General features: G+C 72.4%; 16 protein-coding genes. 7 read left to right on the plus strand and 9 right to left on the minus strand.

What is annotated here, in order from left to right; all coding sequences use genetic code 11:
* Positions 1-16: 16 nt before the first annotated feature.
* The 6 genes from IEY82_RS06135 to IEY82_RS06160 form a co-directional block, all read right to left on the minus strand.
* Positions 17-652, minus strand: coding sequence for a LysE family translocator (locus IEY82_RS06135; protein WP_189122981.1), 636 nt, complete (start codon positions 650-652; stop codon positions 17-19).
* Positions 653-689: 37 nt separating this feature from the next.
* A complete protein-coding gene (locus IEY82_RS06140; RefSeq protein ID WP_189122982.1) occupies positions 690-2,876 on the minus strand; it encodes an alpha-galactosidase in 2,187 nt (728 codons plus the stop codon).
* Positions 2,877-2,934: 58 nt separating this feature from the next.
* Complete coding sequence (gene pgi, locus IEY82_RS06145) at positions 2,935-4,566, minus strand: glucose-6-phosphate isomerase (RefSeq protein WP_189122983.1); 1,632 nt, start codon at positions 4,564-4,566, stop codon at positions 2,935-2,937.
* A gap of 97 nt (positions 4,567-4,663) precedes the next feature.
* Positions 4,664-6,370: an IlvD/Edd family dehydratase gene (locus tag IEY82_RS06150; protein WP_189122984.1), complete on the minus strand. Its 1,707-nt coding sequence runs from the start codon at positions 6,368-6,370 to the stop codon at positions 4,664-4,666.
* 121 nt (positions 6,371-6,491) lie between these two features.
* The gene (locus IEY82_RS06155) at positions 6,492-6,959 is read right to left on the minus strand and encodes an ATP-binding protein (RefSeq protein ID WP_225262217.1); all 468 of its coding nucleotides are present in this window, start codon (positions 6,957-6,959) and stop codon (positions 6,492-6,494) included.
* A gap of 30 nt (positions 6,960-6,989) precedes the next feature.
* Entirely contained in the window at positions 6,990-7,415 is a 426-nt protein-coding gene (locus tag IEY82_RS06160) for an ATP-binding protein (RefSeq protein ID WP_189122985.1), read from the minus strand.
* A 90-nt stretch (positions 7,416-7,505) separates the two neighbouring features.
* On the opposite strand from IEY82_RS06160, the gene IEY82_RS06165 reads away from it, so the two are divergent.
* From IEY82_RS06165 to IEY82_RS06180, 4 genes are all read left to right on the plus strand, one after another.
* On the plus strand, positions 7,506-9,809 hold the full coding sequence (locus IEY82_RS06165) for a phosphoketolase family protein (protein ID WP_189122986.1): 2,304 nt from the start codon (positions 7,506-7,508) through the stop codon (positions 9,807-9,809).
* Positions 9,785-10,954 carry an acetate/propionate family kinase gene (locus IEY82_RS06170; RefSeq protein WP_189122987.1) on the plus strand — a complete coding sequence of 390 codons (1,170 nt, stop codon included), beginning with the start codon at positions 9,785-9,787 and terminating at the stop codon, positions 10,952-10,954. The genes IEY82_RS06165 and IEY82_RS06170 overlap by 25 nt, the downstream gene beginning before the upstream one ends.
* Before the next feature lie 170 nt (positions 10,955-11,124).
* A complete protein-coding gene (locus IEY82_RS06175) occupies positions 11,125-11,607 on the plus strand; it encodes a cation:proton antiporter regulatory subunit (RefSeq protein ID WP_189122988.1) in 483 nt (160 codons plus the stop codon).
* 8 nt (positions 11,608-11,615) lie between these two features.
* The gene (locus IEY82_RS06180; protein ID WP_189122989.1) at positions 11,616-12,776 is read left to right on the plus strand and encodes a cation:proton antiporter; all 1,161 of its coding nucleotides are present in this window, start codon (positions 11,616-11,618) and stop codon (positions 12,774-12,776) included.
* Positions 12,777-12,830: 54 nt separating this feature from the next.
* Here IEY82_RS06180 and IEY82_RS06185 read toward each other — a convergent pair whose 3' ends face one another.
* Entirely contained in the window at positions 12,831-13,685 is an 855-nt protein-coding gene (locus tag IEY82_RS06185; RefSeq protein WP_189122990.1) for a helix-turn-helix domain-containing protein, read from the minus strand.
* A gap of 193 nt (positions 13,686-13,878) precedes the next feature.
* On the opposite strand from IEY82_RS06185, the gene IEY82_RS06190 reads away from it, so the two are divergent.
* Both IEY82_RS06190 and IEY82_RS06195 read left to right on the plus strand, forming a co-directional pair.
* Positions 13,879-14,112, plus strand: coding sequence for an NADPH-dependent FMN reductase (locus IEY82_RS06190; RefSeq protein WP_225262215.1), 234 nt, complete (start codon positions 13,879-13,881; stop codon positions 14,110-14,112).
* Positions 14,113-14,173: 61 nt separating this feature from the next.
* On the plus strand, positions 14,174-15,586 hold the full coding sequence (locus IEY82_RS06195) for a dihydrolipoyl dehydrogenase family protein (RefSeq protein ID WP_189122991.1): 1,413 nt from the start codon (positions 14,174-14,176) through the stop codon (positions 15,584-15,586).
* 5 nt (positions 15,587-15,591) lie between these two features.
* Here the strand turns inward: IEY82_RS06195 and IEY82_RS06200 are convergent, their stop codons facing one another.
* Together IEY82_RS06200 and IEY82_RS06205 are read right to left on the minus strand one after the other, a co-directional pair.
* Positions 15,592-16,266: a DedA family protein gene (locus IEY82_RS06200; protein ID WP_308015915.1), complete on the minus strand. Its 675-nt coding sequence runs from the start codon at positions 16,264-16,266 to the stop codon at positions 15,592-15,594.
* Positions 16,267-16,437: 171 nt separating this feature from the next.
* On the minus strand, positions 16,438-17,376 hold the full coding sequence (locus tag IEY82_RS06205; RefSeq protein ID WP_225262327.1) for a fatty acid desaturase family protein: 939 nt from the start codon (positions 17,374-17,376) through the stop codon (positions 16,438-16,440).
* A 324-nt stretch (positions 17,377-17,700) separates the two neighbouring features.
* Here IEY82_RS06205 and IEY82_RS06210 point away from each other — a divergent pair, with 324 nt between their 5' ends.
* The gene (locus IEY82_RS06210) at positions 17,701-18,144 is read left to right on the plus strand and encodes a CBS domain-containing protein (protein ID WP_189122993.1); all 444 of its coding nucleotides are present in this window, start codon (positions 17,701-17,703) and stop codon (positions 18,142-18,144) included.
* The last annotated feature ends 109 nt before the right edge of the window (positions 18,145-18,253 follow it).

Raw genomic sequence — 18,253 nt, forward strand, 5'->3', positions numbered from 1 at the left:
ATTCCACGGGCACGCGCTAGGGACGACCGGCGGCCGCCAGGTTGACGCCGAGCCCGATGAGGGCGGCGCCGGTCAGACCGTCGACGCTCCGGCGTACGGCCGGCCTGGCGAACACCTTGCGCAACGCCCCCACGATGTTGGCCACCACCGTGAACCACGCCACCGTCCCCGCGAGCGCGACGACCGACAGCACCAGCGCGTCGCCCAGCGCGGCGTCAGAGGCGACGAACTGCGGCACCAGGGCCACGAAGAACAGCGCCGCCTTGGGGTTGAGCACGTTCGTCAGCAGCCCTTCGGCGAACGCCGCCCACGAGCTCCGGCCACCCGGATCCGGCACGTCCAGGCTCAGCTCGCCGCCCGAGCGCAGGGCCGCCCGCAGCGCCTTGACGCCAAGGAACAGCAGGTAGGCGGTGCCGACCACCTTGACCACGGTGAACGCCACCGCCGAGGCCGCCAGCAGGGCCGCGATGCCCGTCGCCGCGGCCGCCACCCAGGCGGACACCCCGAGGGAGATGCCCGCCGCGGCCGCCATGCCGCGGCCGCGACCGGAGACCGCCGAGCGGCGGACGACGACCGCGAAGTCGGGCCCGGGAGACATCGCCCCGAGCATCACCACTCCACCGAAGGCCACGATCTGCGTCACAGAGGTCATGACGCCCTACCCTACGGCGCGCGGGCGGGCCGAAGCCCTATGTCCGTCGCAGCACCACCATCTCGCTGCGGTAGTCGGCGCCCGCGTGCCGCCAGGTCGGCAGGACCAGTCCGTGGTGCATGAGGGTGGCGCCGTGCCGGTCGACGCCATGGGCGTCCCGGTAGACGGCGTCGGGGTCGAGGCCGGCCAGCCGCAGCCGCCGGGGCGGCCGCCGGTCCAGCGTGTACGGGTTGTAGGCGAGCACGACGACCCGGTCACCGAGGGTGTACTGCACGGCCGAGGCGGTGCTGCCGGGCGTGCCGTCCAGCCGGTGCAGGACGCCGTGCTGGATGACCGGCCGCACCGCCTTGTAGTCGGCGACCAGCCGCCGCGCCTCCTCCAGCTCCTCGTCGCTCCACCGGGTCAGGTCGCCGCCGATGCCGAGCGTGCCGGCCATGGCGACGTGGAACCGGTAGCGCAGCGGCACCGCGCGACCGGTGATCGGGTTGGGGCTGTCGGTCACCCAGCAGGACATGGCGCTCGCCGGGTAGAGGAAGGAGAAGCCCTGCTGGATCGGCTGCCGGTCGCGGGCGTCGGTGTTGTCGGAGGTCCACACCTGGTCCGTACGCCGCAGCACGCCGAAGTCGATCCGCCCGCCGCCGCCGGAGCACGACTCGATCCTGAGCCGGGGATGCCGCCGGCGCAGCTCGTCCATGATCGCGTAGACGCCTCTGGTGTGCTCGATCCAGAGCAGGTCGCCGCCCTCGGCCCAGCCGGCCTGGCTGAAGCTGCGGTTCATGTCCCACTTGAGGTAGGCCAGGTCGTGCTCGCCGACCAGGCCGTCGAGCCAGCCGAGCGCCCAGGCGCGCACGTCGTCACGGGCGAAGTTGAGCACGAGCTGGTTGCGCATGGTGTCGCGGCGGCGTCCGGGATAGTGCAGCACCCAGTCGGGACGCTCGCGGTAGAGGTCGCTGTCGGGGTTGACCATCTCGGGCTCGACCCAGAGACCGGGCAGCATGCCCAGCTCGCGGACCCCGGCGAAGAGCGCGCCCAGGCCGCGCGGGAAGCGGTCGGGGTTCGGCCACCAGTCGCCGAGGCCGCGGGTGTCGTCGGTGCGCCGGCCGAACCAGCCGTCGTCCACGACGAACAGCTCCACGCCCAGGCCGGCGGCCCTGCGGGCGAGGTCGAGCTGGCCCTCCTCGGTGACGTCGAACCAGGTGGCCTCCCACGAGTTGTAGAGCACGGGCCGTTCCTCGTCCGGAGTGGGCAGCACGTGCCGGCGGGCGTGGTCGTGCCAGGCCCGGCTGGCCGCGCCGTGGCCGCCGTCGGTGTGCAGGCCGAGCGCGGGCGGGGTGCTCAGGGTGGCGCCGGGGGCGAGCGGCCAGGACAGGCCCTCGTGGCCGAACCCGGCGCTGACCGCCACGTCGCCTTCGGGCCGCCGCTGGGTGGTGAGCCGCCACGAGCCGCTCCAGGCCAGCGCCACGCTCCAGACCCGGCCGCTGGTCTCGGTGGCGTCACCGATCATGATCCACGGGTTGGCCTTGTGGGAGGTGGTGCCGGTCCGGCTGGTGAACGTCGTCTCGCCGGGCGGCAGCTCGCCGTGGTGCACGTGGGTCTCGCTCCCCCACCCGCCCGCCACGCCGGTGTAGCGGAACCCGGCCTGCTCGGGGATGACCCAGCTCCCGGAGTCGGCCCGCAGCAGCCGCACCGGGTCGGCCGACTCGTTGGTCAGGGTCACCCAGCGCTCGATGACGTCGCAGTCGTCGAAGACGCGGAAGTGCAGGCCGACGCGCAGGCCGTAGGCGTGGTCGCGCAGCACGAGGCCGAGCTCGTTCGCGCCGTGGACGGCCTGCTCGAAGCGGAGCTCGACCGAGCGCACCCCGCCCGGGTGGACGGCCTGCAGCGACGGCACGCCCCAGCGGCGGCCGCCGTCGACGGGCAGCAGCTCGCCGGCGTCGGCGGGGTCGAGGAAGCCGGTGCGGATCCCGCCCGGCGACGGGTCGGTGAGCTGGCCGAGCGCCGCGACGGGCGGGCGCGGGCCCCAGTAGCGCTGGACGACGCGGGTCTCTCCGCCCGTCGCGGCACGCGGCTCCGCTCCCGGCCCGTCGTCCGGGCCGATGTCGATCTCCACGCCGGTCCCGGCGTCGGCCGTCGCCGGGACCGTCTCGACGCTGAAGACGTACGCGGTGGCCGGGGTGAGCGCCGCCCAGGTGTGGTCGCGGCCGGGTACCGGGATGAGGGGCATGCCTGAGATCGTCGGACGGCCGGGCCCCGGCCGTCAACGCGGGCACGCCCCGGGGCGGTCAGGGACGCCGGCCGCGCAGCTCCCGGTAGGCGCGCACGAGCCGCTCGGTGGACGGATCGGGGAAGGCGACCGGCGGCTCCTCGGCGGTGAGCGCGGGCGCCAGGTCGAGCGCCATCTTCTTGCCCAGCTCGACGCCCCACTGGTCGAAGGAGTCGATGCCCCAGACGGTGCCCTCGACGAACACGATGTGCTCGTAGAGCGCGACGAGCTGGCCCAGCGTGAAGGGGGTGAGCTTGGGCGCCAGGATCGTCGAGGTGGGCCGGTTGCCCGGCATCACCTTGTGCGGGACGAGCCCGGCCGGCGTGCCCTCGCCGGCGATCTCCTCGGCGGTCCTGCCGAACGCGAGCGCCGAGGTCTGCGCGAACAGGTTGGCGTTGAGCAGGTCGTGCATGCCCTCGCGGTCCTCGAACGGCTCGGCGAAGCCGATGAAGTCGGCCGGCACCAGGCGGGTGCCCTGGTGGAGCAGCTGGTAGAAGGCGTGCTGGCCGTTGGTGCCGGGCTCGCCCCAGAAGATCTCGCCGGTGGCGGCGGTGACGGGCTCGCCGTCGGCGCCCACCGACTTGCCGTTGGACTCCATGGTCAGCTGCTGCAGGTAGGCCGGGAAGCGGTGCAGCCGCTGGCTGTAGGGCAGGACGGCCCTGGTCTCGGCGCCGAAGAAGTTGGAGTACCAGATGCCGAGCAGCCCGAGCAGCACGGGCATGTTGGCCGCGAACGGCGCGCTGCGGAAGTGCTCGTCGATGACGTGGAACCCGGCCAGCATCTCGCGGAACCGCTCGGGCCCGATGGCGAGCATCAGCGACAGGCCGATCGCGCCGTCGTAGGAGTAGCGCCCGCCCACCCAGTCCCAGAAGCCGAACATGTTCGCCGTGTCGATGCCGAACTCGGCGACCTTGGCGGCGTTGGTGGAGACGGCCACGAAGTGCCGGGCGACGGCGTCCTCACCGAGCGCGCCGACCAGCCAGTCGCGGGCGACCTTGGCGTTGGTGAGGGTCTCGAGCGTGGTGAACGTCTTGGAGCTGATCACGAACAACGTGGTCGCGGGGTCGAGCCCGGCGAGGTTGCCGGTGATGTCGGCCGGGTCGATGTTGGAGACGAACCTGGCCTGGACGCCCGCGTCGGCGTAGTCGCGCAGCGCCTCGTAGGCCATGGCGGGGCCCAGGTCGGAGCCGCCGATGCCGATGTTGACCACCGTCGTGATCGGCTGCCCGGTGGCACCGCGCCACTCGCGGGAGCGGACCCGGTCGGCGAAGGCGCTCATCCTGCCGAGCACCTCGTGCACGTCGGCGGTCACGTCCTGACCGTCGACGACGAGCGCCGCGCCGGGCGGCGTGCGCAGCGCCACGTGCAGCACCGCCCGATCCTCGCTGACGTTGATGTGGTCGCCGCGGAACATGGCCTCGACGCGCTCGCGCAGCCCGGCCCGCTCGGCCAGCGCCACCAGCAGGTCGACGGTCTCGGACGTCACCCGGTGCTTGGAGTAGTCGAGGAGCAGGTCACCGGCGGTCAGCGTCATCCGCCCGGCGCGGCCGGGGTCCTCGGCGAACAGCTCCCGAAGGTGCCTGCCCGCCAGCTCCTCGTGGTGCTTGGCCAGAGCCGTCCACTCGTGGCTCCGGGTGATGTCGCCGCCCACGTCTTCCTCCTCGTACCGTCGAAAACCGATCACATGCTGCCGTAACCCCGTACCCGGCTGGGACGATTCCGCGCACGGCGGAGTGACTCTTCAGCCGTCAGTGGGAGTCGCGGCCCACGCCCGCGCCGCTCGACCCGGTGAGGAAGTCGAGGTCGGCTCCCCGGTCGGCCTGGGTGACGTGGTCGACGTAAAGGCGTTCCCAGCCGCGTACGGGGCGGGCGTGGCCGGTCATGACCGGCTCGCGGGCGGCCAGCTCACCGGCGGGCAGGTCCACGTCGAGGCGGCGGGCGGCCACGTCGAGCACGATGGGGTCACCGGTGCGCACCCGGGCCAGCGGCCCGCCCGCGGCGGCCTCCGGCGCGACGTGCAGGACGACCGTGCCGTAGGCGGTGCCGCTCATCCGCGCGTCGCTGATCCGCACCATGTCGCGCACCCCCTTGGCCAGCAGTCTGGCGGGCAGCGGCAGGTTGCCGACCTCCGGCATGCCCGGGTAGCCCCTGGGCCCGCAGCCGCGCAGCACCAGCACGGACGTCTCGTCCACGTCGAGGTCGGGTGAGTCGAGCCGGGCGTGGACGTCCTCGATGCCGTCGAAGACGACGGCCCGGCCGCGGTGCCGGAGCAGCTCGGGCGAGGCGGCGGCGGGTTTGATCACGGCGCCGTCGGGGGCGAGGTTTCCGCGCAGGACCGCGATGCCCGCGTCGGGCAGCAGCGGGTCGGCGCGCCGCCTGATGACGGTCTCGTCCCAGATGACGGCGTCCGCGAGGTGCTCGACGAGCGGCCGGCCGGTGACGGTCGGCGCGGCGGGGTCGAGCAGGTCCTCGACCTCCTTCAGCAGGGCGAGCAGCCCGCCCGCCCGGAACAGGTCGTCCATCAGGTGGCGGCCGGCGGGCTGGAGGTCGGCGAGCAGCGGCACCCCGGAGCCCGCGCGGTCGAAGTCGTCGAGGGTGAGCGGGACGCCCAGGCGGCCGGCGATGGCCAGCAGGTGGACGACCGCGTTGGTGGAGCCGCCGATCGCGGCGAGGGTCACGATCGCGTTCAGGAACGAGCCCCTGGTCATCACGTCGCTCGGGCGGCGGCCCCGGCGCACCAGCTCGACGGCGAGCCGGCCGGTCTCGTGGGAGCGCTGGAGCAGCCTGCTGTCGGGGGCGGGAGTGCCGGCCGTACCGGGCAGGGTCATGCCGAGGGCCTCGGCCACGCAGGCCATGGTGGAGGCGGTGCCCATCGTGTTGCAGTGGCCACGGCTGCGGATCATCGACGACTCCGACCGCAGGAACGCCTCGCGGGACAGGGTGCCGGCGCGCACCTCCTCGCTGAGCCGCCACACGTCGGTGCCGCAGCCGAGGGGCACGCCGCGGAAGTGGCCGGTCAGCATCGGGCCGCCGGGCAGCACGACCGCGGGCAGGTCGACCGAGGCGGCGGCCATGAGCAGCGACGGGATCGTCTTGTCGCAGCCGCCGAGCAGCACCACGCCGTCGATCGGGTTGGCGCGCAGCATCTCCTCGGTGGCCATGGCGGCGAGATTGCGCCAGAGCATCGCGGTGGGCCGGACGTTGGTCTCGCCCAGGGAGACGACCGGCAGGTTGAGCGGGATCCCACCGGCCGCCCACACGCCCTGCTTCACGCTGTCGGCGATCTCGTTCAGATGGGAGTTGCAGGGGGTGAGGTCGGAGGCGGTGTTGGCGATCGCGATGTGCGGCCGCTCGCCGTCGAACGCCTCGTCCGGCAGGCCGCGGCGCATCCAGGCACGGTGGATGAAGGAGTTTCGGTCGTCACCTGAGTACCAGCGCGCACTGCGGAGACCCATGTCCGGCACCATATCGCGACCTGTCCGGATATCCAGGGGGACGCCGGGCGCCGGGCCTCCGGGGGTGGGCCGGGATCGAGCCGGGGATCGAACGGCGGATGCCAGAGGCCGTGCGCCGGGGTCAGGCGCGGTCGGCGGACCCGCTCGCGGGCCGGTGGGACCGCTCGGCGCGGCCACCGGGCAGCTTCTTGGCGATGAGGACGGTGGTGCCGGCGGGGCCGGTCGCGAACACCGCGCCGTCGGTGAGCCGGCGGATCAGCCAGATGCCCCGGCCGCCGAGCTGGGAGGGCTCGGGCAGCTCCGACTCGTCGAGGTAGCGCGCGGGGATGCCGCCGCCGGAGTCTCTGACCTCGCAGAGCAGGGTCTCGCCCTCGCGCCACAGGCGCAGCCGCCCCTGCCCGCCGCCATGGGCCAGGACATTGACCAGACACTCGTTGACCGCCATGACGAAGTCTTCGAGCCGCTCGCCGATCAACCCCTGCTCGCGCGCGTGCCGCTGGACGGCGGCGCGGGTGTCGGCCAGGCTGCTCTCCGCGAAGAACGTGACGAACAACGGCGGGGGGCCGACATCACCGGAGTCTGTGTTCACCCGCCCGCCTACCAGAGCTGAATGGGGCCCTTACGGCACAGCGCCCTCGCGTGCGGAGAGGTCCATCGCGATGTGTACGGCGGTGCCATCCGGGCCGGTCGTAAGGGCGACCTTATCCGCCAGGCGACGGATCAGCCAAATGCCCCAGCCTCCCAGCGAGGACGGCGGCGGCGGATCGGTGCGGTCCAGCCGGCGCGCGGGGATGCCGGGCCCCTGGTCCTCGATCTCGCAGTGCAGGGCGCCTCGCCGGCACCACACGCGCAGCCGGCCGCGTCCGCCGCCGTGGGCGACGGCGTTGACCATGGCCTCGTTCACCACCAGGGCGAGGTCGATCACCCGCTCGGGCGACATTCCCTGGGCCCGGGCCAGGCTCATCGCGGCGGTGCGCGCCCGTGGGATGTTCTTCTGGGTGAAGGGAATGCTGAACGCCTGCTCGTCTGCTCTCCTGATCTCCATGACGCCTCGCTGCTCGACGGATTCGCATCCTCTGCCCAGGAGAGGTGATCTAATCCGGTTGAGTCGCCAGTTTGGAGGAATCAGCTAGTCATGGATCAAATCGACGCCTTCTGGCGTGCGGCGAACTACCTGTCGGTAGGCCAGATCTACCTGCTCGACAACCCGCTGCTGACCGAACCTCTCCGGCCCGAGCACGTCAAGCCACGTCTGCTCGGCCACTGGGGCACCACGCCGGGGCTCAACTTCTGCTTCGCCCACCTGAACCGGCTCATCAAGGAGCACGACCAGGACATGATCTACGTCGTCGGGCCCGGGCACGGCGGCCCGGCGGCCGTGGCGCTGTCCTGGCTGGAGGGCTCCTATTCGGAGAAGTACCCGAACGTGTCGCGGGACGCGGAGGGCATGCGGCGGCTCTTCCGCCAGTTCTCCTTTCCCGGCGGCATCCCGAGCCACGTCGCGCCCGAGACGCCGGGCTCCATCAACGAGGGCGGCGAGCTGGGCTACAGCCTCGCGCACGCGTTCGGCGCGGCGTTCGACAACCCCGACCTGATGGTGGCGTGCGTCATCGGCGACGGAGAGGCGGAGACCGGCCCGCTGGCCGCCAGCTGGCACTCCAACAAGCTGCTCAACCGCCGGCGCGACGGCGTGGTGCTGCCGATCCTGCACCTCAACGGATACAAGATCGCCAATCCCACCATCCTGGCCAGGATCCCGCTGGAAGAGCTGATCAAACTCATGGAGGGGTACGGCTACCGGCCCCACCTCGTGGGCCCGGACCACCTGGAGATGGCGACCACGCTCGACCAGGCCCATTCCGAGATCGCCGCCTACAAGGCCGGCAAGGCCGACCGGCTGCCGATGATCATCCTTCGGACGCCGAAGGGCTGGACCGGGCCCCGCGAGGTCGACGGCCTGCCCGTCGAGGGGACGTGGCGCTCGCACCAGGTGCCGCTCACCGACGTACGGAACCGGCCGGACCGGCTGGCCCAGCTGGAGGAGTGGATGCGCTCTTACCGGCCGGAGGAGCTGTTCGACGCCGACGGCCGCCCGGTGCCCGAGATCCTGCGGTCGGTGCCGGTGGGTCCGCTCCGGATGAGCGCCAACCCGCACGCCAACGGCGGCGAGCTGCTGCAGCCGTTGCGGCTGCCCGACTTCCGGTCGTACGCGGTCGAGGTGAAGGCGCCGGCCGTCCAGTCGACCGAGCCGACCCGGGCGCTGGGCGGGCTGCTGCGCGACGTCATCGCCGCCAATCGGTCGATCTTCCGGCTCATGGGGCCCGACGAGACCGCCTCCAACCGGCTCTCGGACGTCTTCTCGGTCACCGACCGGGCGTGGGACGCGGCCATCGAGCCGACCGACGAGCACCTGGCCCCGGGCGGGCAGGTCATGGAGGTCTTGAGCGAGCACCTGTGCCAGGGCTGGCTGGAGGGCTATCTGCTGACCGGGCGGCACGGCCTGTTCAACTGCTATGAGGCGTTCATCCACATCGTCGACTCGATGTTCAACCAGCACGCCAAGTGGCTGGAGTCGTCGCGGAAGATCCCGTGGCGGCTGCCCGTGGCCTCGCTCAACTATCTGCTGTCCTCGCACGTCTGGCGGCAGGACCACAACGGCTTCAGCCACCAGGATCCGGGCTTCCTGGACGTGGTGGTCAACAAGAAGGCCGAGGTCGTGCGGGTCTACCTGCCGCCGGACGCCAACACGCTGCTCTCGGTGGGAGACCACTGCCTGCGCTCGCGCGACTACGTGAACGTGATCGTGGCGGGCAAGCAGCCGGTGCTCGACCTGTTCACCATGGACGAGGCCATCGCCCACTGCACCCGGGGGCTGGGCATCCTGCCGTGGGCCTCGACCGACGCCGGGACCGACCCGGACGTGGTGCTGGCGTGCGCCGGCGACGTGCCCACCCTGGAGACGCTCGCCGCCGCCGCGCTGCTGCGCGAGTACCTGCCGCAGCTGAGGGTCCGGGTGGTCAACGTGGTCGACCTGATGCGCCTGCAGCCGCACTCGGAGCACCCGCACGGCATGTCGGACGCCGAGTTCGACACGCTGTTCACCGCCGACCGGCCGGTGGTCTTCAACTTCCACGGCTACCCGTCGCTGATCCACCAGCTCACCTACCGCCGCAATGGGCACCCCAACCTGCACGTGCGCGGCTACAAGGAGGAGGGCACCACGACGACGCCGTTCGACATGGTCATGCTCAACGACATCGACCGCTTCCACCTGGTCATGGACGTGATCGACCGTGTTCCCGGCCTCGGCAGCACCCAGGCCCACCTGCGCCAGCACATGATGGACTCCCGGCTGCGGGCGCGCGCCTACACCCGTGAGCACGGCGAGGACCTTCCGGAGATCAGTGGATGGACATGGCCGAACGCATTCTCGTCGTGAACACCGGCTCCTCCTCGATCAAGTACGAGTTGATCGACGTCGAGACCCGGGGCCGTCCGGCCCGGGGCCTGGTCGAGCGGATCGGGGAGGAGCGAGGCCGGCTCACGCACCACTGCGGCGACGATCCGCCGTACGAGAGGGAGGGGCGTTTCCCCGGGCACGCCGAGGGGCTGGCCGCGGTGCTGAAGGCGTTCGCCGAGGCGGGGCCTGAGCTCGACCCCGTGGCGGTGGGGCACCGGGTGGTTCACGGCGGCACCCTGTTCCGGGAGCCGGTGCTGGTCGACGATCGCGTGATCGCCCAGATCGAGGAGCTCGCGCCGCTCGCGCCGCTGCACAACCCGGTGAACCTGGTCGGGATCCGGGTGGCGCAGGACGCCTTCCCGGGGGTGCCGCAGGTGGCGGTGTTCGACACCGCCTTCCACCACACCCTGCCGCCGGCCGCGTACACGTACGCGGTCCCGGAGGAGTGGGGGGTGCGGCGGTTCGGCTTCCACGGCACGTCCTGCGCGTACGTGTCGGAGCGGGCGGCGGCGATGCTGGGGCGCGAACCGGAGCGCGTCAGCATGATCGTGCTGCACCTGGGCAACGGCGCGAGCGCCACCGCGATCGTGGGAGGCCGCAGCGTGGACACCTCCATGGGGCTGACGCCTCTGGAGGGGCTCGTCATGGGCAGTCGTTCGGGCGACGTCGACCCCGCCCTGCCCGGCTATCTGCAGCGGGTGACTGGGATGGACGCCGAGGCCACCGAGCAGGCGCTGACCCGCCGCGGCGGCCTGCTGGCGCTCGCCGGCCACTCCGACATGCGGGAGGTACGGCGGCGTGCGGCCGACGGCGACGAGCGGGCGCGCCTCGCCCTGGACGTCTACACGCACCGGATCCGCAAGTACGTGGGCGCCTACTACGCGCTGCTCGGCCAGGTGGACGCGATCGTCTTCACCGGCGGCGTGGGCGAGCACGACGCCGCCACCCGGGCCGCCTCGACGCGGGGCCTGGAGCGGCTCGGCATCAGCGTGGACCCGGTGCTCAACCAGGCCGAGTCCACCGGCGAACGCGCTGTGTCGCCCCCGGGCTCCGAGGTGGCGGTGCTCGTCGTCCCGACCGACGAGGAGTGGGAGATCGCCCGCCAGACCCTGACCCTCTTGTGAACCGCTTTCTCACGAAGTATGACGACATCAAGTGAAATAGTCGGGCGATCCCGGCAATGGGCCTACCATCTGTGCGTTGCCTGGAGATCTGGTTCCCCTACGGAACGGACAGATCTCCCAAACTGCTAAAGTAACCGCGAAATGCGTAAAACGGGTGGGTGGGATAGACGGTGGAGGTCGAGCAGACGGCGTTGCCCGGCATCGGGTTGCGTCACGAGTTCACTACGCGGTCAGGCCAGCGGATCGGTGTCATCTCACACCGAACCGGACGACGGGATCTGGTCATCTATGACAGCGAAGATCCTGACCGGGTGTGCGACTCGGTCAAGCTCAACGACGAAGAGGCCGACGCGCTGGCCGAGCTCCTCGGCGCTCCGCGCATCGTGCAGCGCCTCAACGCGCTCCACGAGCAGGTGGAGGGGCTGGTGAGCCTGCAGATCCCGATCCCGTCCGGCTCCCCGTTCGTGGGTCGTCCGATGGCTGACGCGCGCGTGCGGACGCGTACCAGCGCCTCCATCGTGGCGGTGGTGCGCAGCGGGCGGGTCTTCGCCAGCCCCGCCCCCGACTTCGTGTTCGACGAGAACGACGTCGTCGTCGTCGTGGGCAGCGCGGAGAGCACCTCCGAGGTGACCGACATCCTGGCGCACGGGTAGGGCCGAGGGTGCACCATACCGCCATCCTTTTCCTCGAATTCGGTGCTGTTCTGCTGGGATTGGGCGTGCTCGGCGCGCTCGCGCTGCGCGTCGGCATCTCGCCCATCCCGCTCTACCTGATCGCCGGCCTCGCCTTCGGCACCGGCGGAGTGCTCCCGCTGGCCACCAGCGAGGATTTCATCTCCGTCGGCGCCGAGATCGGCGTCGTGTTACTCCTGCTCACACTGGGCCTGGAGTACAACGCCGACGAACTCGTGGCGAGCCTCAAGGGCAACGCCCCCGCCGGCCTGGTGGACTTAGTGCTCAACGCCGCCCCCGGCGCCATCTGCGCGCTGCTGCTCGGCTGGGGGCCGGTCGCCGCGGTGGCGATGGCCGGCGTCACCTATGCCACCTCCTCCGGCATCACCGCCAAAGTGCTGTCGGATCTGGGGTGGATCGGTAACCGCGAAACACCGACCGTCCTGTCGTTGCTGGTCTTCGAGGACCTGACGATGGCGGTCTACCTGCCGGTGCTGACCGCCATGCTGGCCGGACTGAGCCTGGCCGCCGGGGCCGTCACGGTGGCGATCGCGCTGGCCACGGTGAGCGCGGTCCTACTCATCGCGCTGCGCTTCGGCAAATGGATCGAGGCGTTCGTCTCCAGTCCCAACAACGAGGTGCTGCTGCTGAAGATCGTCGGGCTGGCGCTGCTGGTGGCCGGGCTGGCGCAGCAGCTGCAGGTCTCGGCGGCGGTCGGCGCCTTCCTGGTCGGCATCGCGCTGTCGGGGCAGCTGGCCCACGACGCGCAGGCGCTGCTGGCGCCGCTGCGCGACCTGTTCGCCGCGGTGTTCTTCGTCTTCTTCGGCCTGCAGACCGATCCCACGAAAATGCTCCCGGTGGCCGGCCTGGCCGCGCTGCTGGCCCTGATCAGTATGATCACCAAGCTGCTGACCGGCGCGTACGCGGCCCGCAGGGCGGGCATCGCGACGGCCGGCCGGGCCCGCGCGGGCATCGCGCTCATCCCGCGCGGTGAGTTCAACATCGTCATCGCCGGCCTGGCCGTGGCCGCCGGCGTGCATCCCGACCTGGGACCGCTGGCCGCCACGTACGTCCTCATCCTGGCGGCGTTCGGACCGCTCGCGGCCAAGCTCGTGCAGCCGCTGATCACGGCCATCGCCAAACGCGCCTGACCGGCGCCGCCGGCCCCGCCCGCGCGCCCCACGCCGCGGGCGGGAGGGCCCGGCTCAGTCGTTCACCGCGCGCAGGCCGCCGGGACGGCGGCCGGACAGCCGGTCGAGCGCGAGCGCGGTCGCGTCGTCGGCCGGAAGGTAGACGACCAGGCGCTGCCCGTCCTTCACCGGCAGCTCCAACGTCTCGTAGGCCAGGCGCAACTCCCCCGCCTCGGGGTGCGTCAGCCGCTCGACCCCGGTGGGTGACGGCGGCCCGGCCGGTGCGGCCAGACGGTCGGCGAACGGGGCGCCCGCGACGACGGTCAGCTCGTCGGCGAGGTGCGACACGTGCGGGTCGTCGCGCGACGACTCGAGCTTGAGCACGGCCACCAGCTCGTCGGCGACACGCTCCCAGTCGGGGTAGACCGCCCGCGCGCGGGAGTCGGTGAACACGAACCTGACCAGGCTCGGCGGGTCACCGTCGAGCAGGCCGAGGGGGGCCGCCAGGCGTTCGTAGCCGGACGTGCGGGCGAGCACCTCACCGAGCCGGTTGAGCAGCAGAGCCGGTGCGGGCTCCAGGCGGTCGAGCAGCGCCCGCACCGTCGGCCGCACCGAGCGGGCGGGCGGCACGCCGGCCGGGCAGAGGACGCCGCCGTCGGCCCCCTTGCTCAGGCGGCGCAGATGGATCCGCTCCTCCGGGTCCAGACGCAGCACGTCGGCGAGCGCCCCGAGGACCTGCACGGACGGGTGACGGTCGCGGCCCTGCTCCAGCCGCGCCAGGTACTCGACGCTCACCCCGGCCAGCGTCGCCAGCTCGGACCGGCGCAACCCCGGCGTGCGCCGCCGGGCACCGGCGGGCAGCCCGACGTCGGCGGGGGTGACGGCTTCGCGGCGGGCGCGCAGGTAGGCGCCCAGCTCGTTGATGGTCACACCTGGACACTACCGGCCGCCTCGTCCGGGATGGTGGCCCTGGCAGTGCCCGTCCCGGCCCGGCCTTCCCGCACCTCGCCGACGCCCTGCCGGCCGCGCTGTCCGCCGACCCCGACGTCCTGAAGGTCGCCGGCAGGCGCCCTGCCGAGCTGACCGCCCTCGCCGGACGGCTGGCCGGGGCCGCTACGGCGGCATGGGCGGAGGGCTGCGGGCGGTGGAGCACCTGCGCGGGGTGTTCGCGGAGATGCACGCGGTGACCGTGCGGAACACCGTGAGCTTCGACCAGCCCTGGGAGCGCTTCGGCGCCGACGGCGAGCCGGTGGACCCCGACGGGCCCGGCGGCGCGGCCAAGGAGCTGCTCGACCAGCTCGGCTGGTGGGGCTCCGTGCTGCACGACGCGCGGCTCGCCACTCCCTACACCCATTGAACGGGACCGCCGCCCCGCCGGTCGTGAAAGGCTGGCGGCAGGACTGACAGGGGAGGCCGACGTGGGCGACGAGTTCGATGTGATCGTGGTGGGCGCCGGTCCCGCCGGTGAGAACGTGGCGGATCGGGTGGTGCGGGGCGGGCTCACCGCGGCCGTCGTGGAGCCGCGGCTGGCCGGCGGCGAGTGCTCCTACTGGGCGTGCGTGCCCAGCAAGGCGCTGCTGCGCCCGGTCGATCTGGTCGCCGAGGCCGGGCGGGTGCCCGGCCTGTCGATGGGGCCCGTCGACGTGGGCGCGGTGCTGGCCCGGCGCGACGAGGCGGTGTCCCACTACGACGACGCCGGCCAGGTCCGGTGGGTCGAGGGCGTGCCCGCCGAGTTCGTCCGCGGGCGCGGGCGGCTCGACGGCGCCCGGCGCGTGCGGGTGAGCGCGCCGGACGGCTCCGAGCGGGTGCTGACCGCCCGGCACGCCGTGGTCCTGGCGACGGGCAGCACGGCCGCGGTGCCGCCGGTGCCGGGGCTGCGCGAGGCCGCCCCCTGGACGAGTCACGAGGTCACCGCGGCCACCTCGGTGCCCGAACGGCTGACCGTCATCGGCGGCGGCGTGGTGGCCTGCGAGATGGCCCAGGCCATGCACGGCCTCGGCGCGCGGCAGACGACCGTGCTGGTGCGCGGTGACCGGCTGCTCGACCGGATGGAGCCGTTCGCCAGCGAGTTGCTCGCCGAGTCGTTCGCCGACGCGGGCATCGAGGTGCGGACCCACACCGAGGCGGTCCGGGTGGAGCGGCCGGAGCCGGGCGGCAAGGTGACCGTGCACCTGCCGGACGGCCCGCCGATCGAGTCCGACGAGCTGCTGGTGGCCACCGGCCGCGTCCCCGCGACGATCGGGATCGGCCTGGAGACGATCGGCCTGCCCGGCAAGGGCACGGTCGAGGTGGACGACAGCATGCGGGCGACCGCCGTCGAGGACGGCTGGCTCTACGCGGTCGGCGACGTCAACGGGCGCGCGCTGCTGACGCACATGGGCAAGTACCAGGCGCGGCTCTGCGGCGATGTCATCGCCGCGCGGGCCAAGGGCGAGCGCGACGACCTGCCGTCCCTGCGTGACACGGCCGACGCGTACGGGCCGCCGCAGGTGGTGTTCACCGACCCGCAGATCTGCGCGGTGGGGCGCACCGAGGCCGCGGCCCGCGCGGCGGGCTTCCAGGTGCGCGCGGTCGAGTACGACCTGGGCTCGGTCACGGGCGCCTACCTCCTCGGCGACGGCTACCGGGGGCGGGCCAAGATGGTGGTGGACGAGGAGCGGCGGGTGCCGCTCGGGGTGACGTTCGCCGGGCCGGGCGTGGCCGAGCTGCTGCACTCGGCGACGATCGCGGTGACCGGCGAGGTGCCGCTGGACCGGCTCTGGCACGCTGTCCCGGCCTTCCCGACGGTCAGCGAGGTGTGGCTGCGGCTGCTGGAGGCGTACGGGCTCTGAGGGGGTCAGTCCTCGCGGCTCCCGGCGACGTGGCGGCTCTTCCTGCTCTTGCGGCTCTCGGCGACGCGGCGGCCGACGAAGATCAGCAGGCCGAGCACGACCAGCACGAGCACCACTCTGGTGGCGCCGCCCACGTAGGTCTGCACCAGCGACCACTGATCGCCGAGCAGATAGCCGGCCAGCACCAGCACGGTGTTCCAGATGAGGCTGCCCAGGGCGGTGAGCAGGGCGAAGCCGGCCAGCGGCATGCGCTCCAGACCGGCCGGGATGGAGATCACGCTGCGGAAGCCGGGGACCATGCGGCCCAGGAAGACGGTCCTGCGCCCGTGGCGGGCGAACCAGTCCTCGGCCTTCTCCACGTCGGCGGGCTTCAGCAGCGGGATCTTGGCGGTCAGGGCGAGGATGCGCCGCCGACCGAGCAGCGCCCCGACGCCGTACAGGACGAGCGCTCCGGCCAGCGAGCCGAGTGTGGTCCAGACCAGCACCTCCCACAGGGCCATCTCCCCCCGTGCGGCGGCGAATCCCGCCAGCGGCAGGATGATCTCGCTGGGCAGCGGCGGGAACAGGTTCTCCAGCGCGACGAGGAGCCCGGCGCCGGGCGCCCCCAGCGACTCCATTAGCCCGACCGCCCAGCCCGCGATGCCGTCAGGGGTCGTGGGGGGGTTCATGGCTGTCGTCAACGCCGCTCCTGAGGTTCTCGCGGTGGCCGGAAGAGGACTTCTAACCGCTGCGCGCCGTTGTATGCGTGGCCGTCTGTATGCATGGCCGTCTGTATGCATGGCCGTCTGTATGCATGGCCGTCTGTATGCGTGGCCGTCTGTATGCGTGGCCGTCGCCCGCGGCGGGCGAGATCAGCGGCGCAGGGGCTCTCCCACCGCGTGCAGGTGGCGCAGGGCCTGGCCCCACGAGGCGAGCAGCCCGCACTCGGTGTAGTCCACGCCCAGCGCCGCGCAGTGCTCCCGCACGAGGGGCCGTGCCCGGCGCAGGTTGACGCTCGGCATGCTCGGGAACAGGTGGTGCTCGATCTGGTGGTTGAGCCCGCCCAGGGCGGTGTCGACCAGGAGTCCTCCGGTCACGTTGCGGGAGGTGAGGACCTGGCGGCGGAGGAAGTCGAGCCGGTCGCCGGCGGTGAGCACCGGCATGCCCTTGTGGTTGGGCGCGAACACGCATCCGAGGTAGACGCCGAAGAGCGCCTGGTGCACGATCATGAACACCACCGCCTTGCCCAGCGGCAGCATCGCAAGGATCCCGCCGAGATAGAGGGCGAAGTGGGCGAACAACAGCAGCGCCTCGGCCCACCGGTTCCGCAGGGTGGGGCGGCGCAGCCCGCGCACGCTCGACACGTGCAGGTTGACGGCCTCCAGCGTGAGCAGCGGGAAGAACAGGAACGCCTGGCGGCGGCCGATGAACCTGGCCAGGCCACCGCTGGCCTCGGCCTGCCTCACCGACCAGACGAGCACCTCGGGCGAGACGTCGGGGTCGTGGTCCTCGTGGTTGGGGTTGGCGTGGTGGCGGGTGTGCTTGTCCTGCCACCAGCCGTAGCCGAGGCCGATGCCGAGGTTGCCGACCAGCAGACCGGCCGTCGCGCTCGCCCGGCGGGTGCGGAAGACCTGGCCGTGCGCCAGGTCGTGGGCCAGCAGCGCGACCTGCCCGGACATCACGGCCAGGAAGAAGGCGACCGCGAGCTGCCACCAGGAGTCGCCGATCAGGGCGAAGGCGACCCACACCCCGGCGAACAGGCCGCCCACGACGGCCATCCGCGCCGCGTAGTAGCCGGGCCGGCGCTCCAGCAGGCCCGCCTCGGCGACGCGCCGCGACAACCGCGCGAAGTCGCTTCCCCTCTCGTCACGTTCGGCAGGAGGGCTCAGGGCTCTCACAGATGTCACGGTTCCTCCGATGCGGGGGTTGGGTGGTAGGCCCAGCATGGTCGCTCAGCGGCGGAACCGGAGCCCTGCGCGCACCCCGGCCCGTGGTAGGGCCAGCCATACCATCCGGATCGTCCTGGAATGGCCCGTCCATCCGCTGACCGGGGGATAATGCCGGTTGTGAGCCGATAGGTTGGCCCGGGCGCCGGGAAGCTGGGTCGGTGTTCGTTCACCTCGGGAGGACCCCCCATGCGTGCCATCGACCTCGTCACCGAGTTCCCCACCGTCACGGTCGACACCCCGGTGATCGACGCGGCTCGGCTGCTGGCCGACCAGGACCTGCCCGGCCTGATCGTGGTCGACGAGCGGGGCCGGCCGCTGAGCATCCTGCCGGGCACCCAGGTGCTGCGACTGGCCGTCCCCACCTACTGCATGGACGATCCCGCGCTGGCCCGCGTGGTCGACGAGGCGCACGCCGACCTGTTCCTGCGCTCCCTGGCCCACCGGACCGTGCGCGAGGCGCTGCCGGAAAAGCCGCGCGAGCTGCCCGTGAGCGGGCCGGACGCCACGGTGCTGGAGCTCGCGGCGCTGATGGCGCGTACGCACAGCCCCCTGGTCGCCGTGGTCGAGGGCGGCTCGGTGCGCGGGGCCGTGACCCTGCAGGCGCTGGTGGATCGCCTGGTCCGGGACTGAGGGAGCTCCCGCGCGGCGGAGAGGCAGATCACATATGCCGTCAACGCGACATGCCTGTTACGGTAGGCCACTGCGCCGGGGAAGCCGGTCGGCAGAACATCGGTGTCGC

Source organism: Nonomuraea cavernae (assembly GCF_014646355.1).
Classification (GTDB): Bacteria; Actinomycetota; Actinomycetes; order Streptosporangiales; family Streptosporangiaceae; genus Nonomuraea; species Nonomuraea cavernae.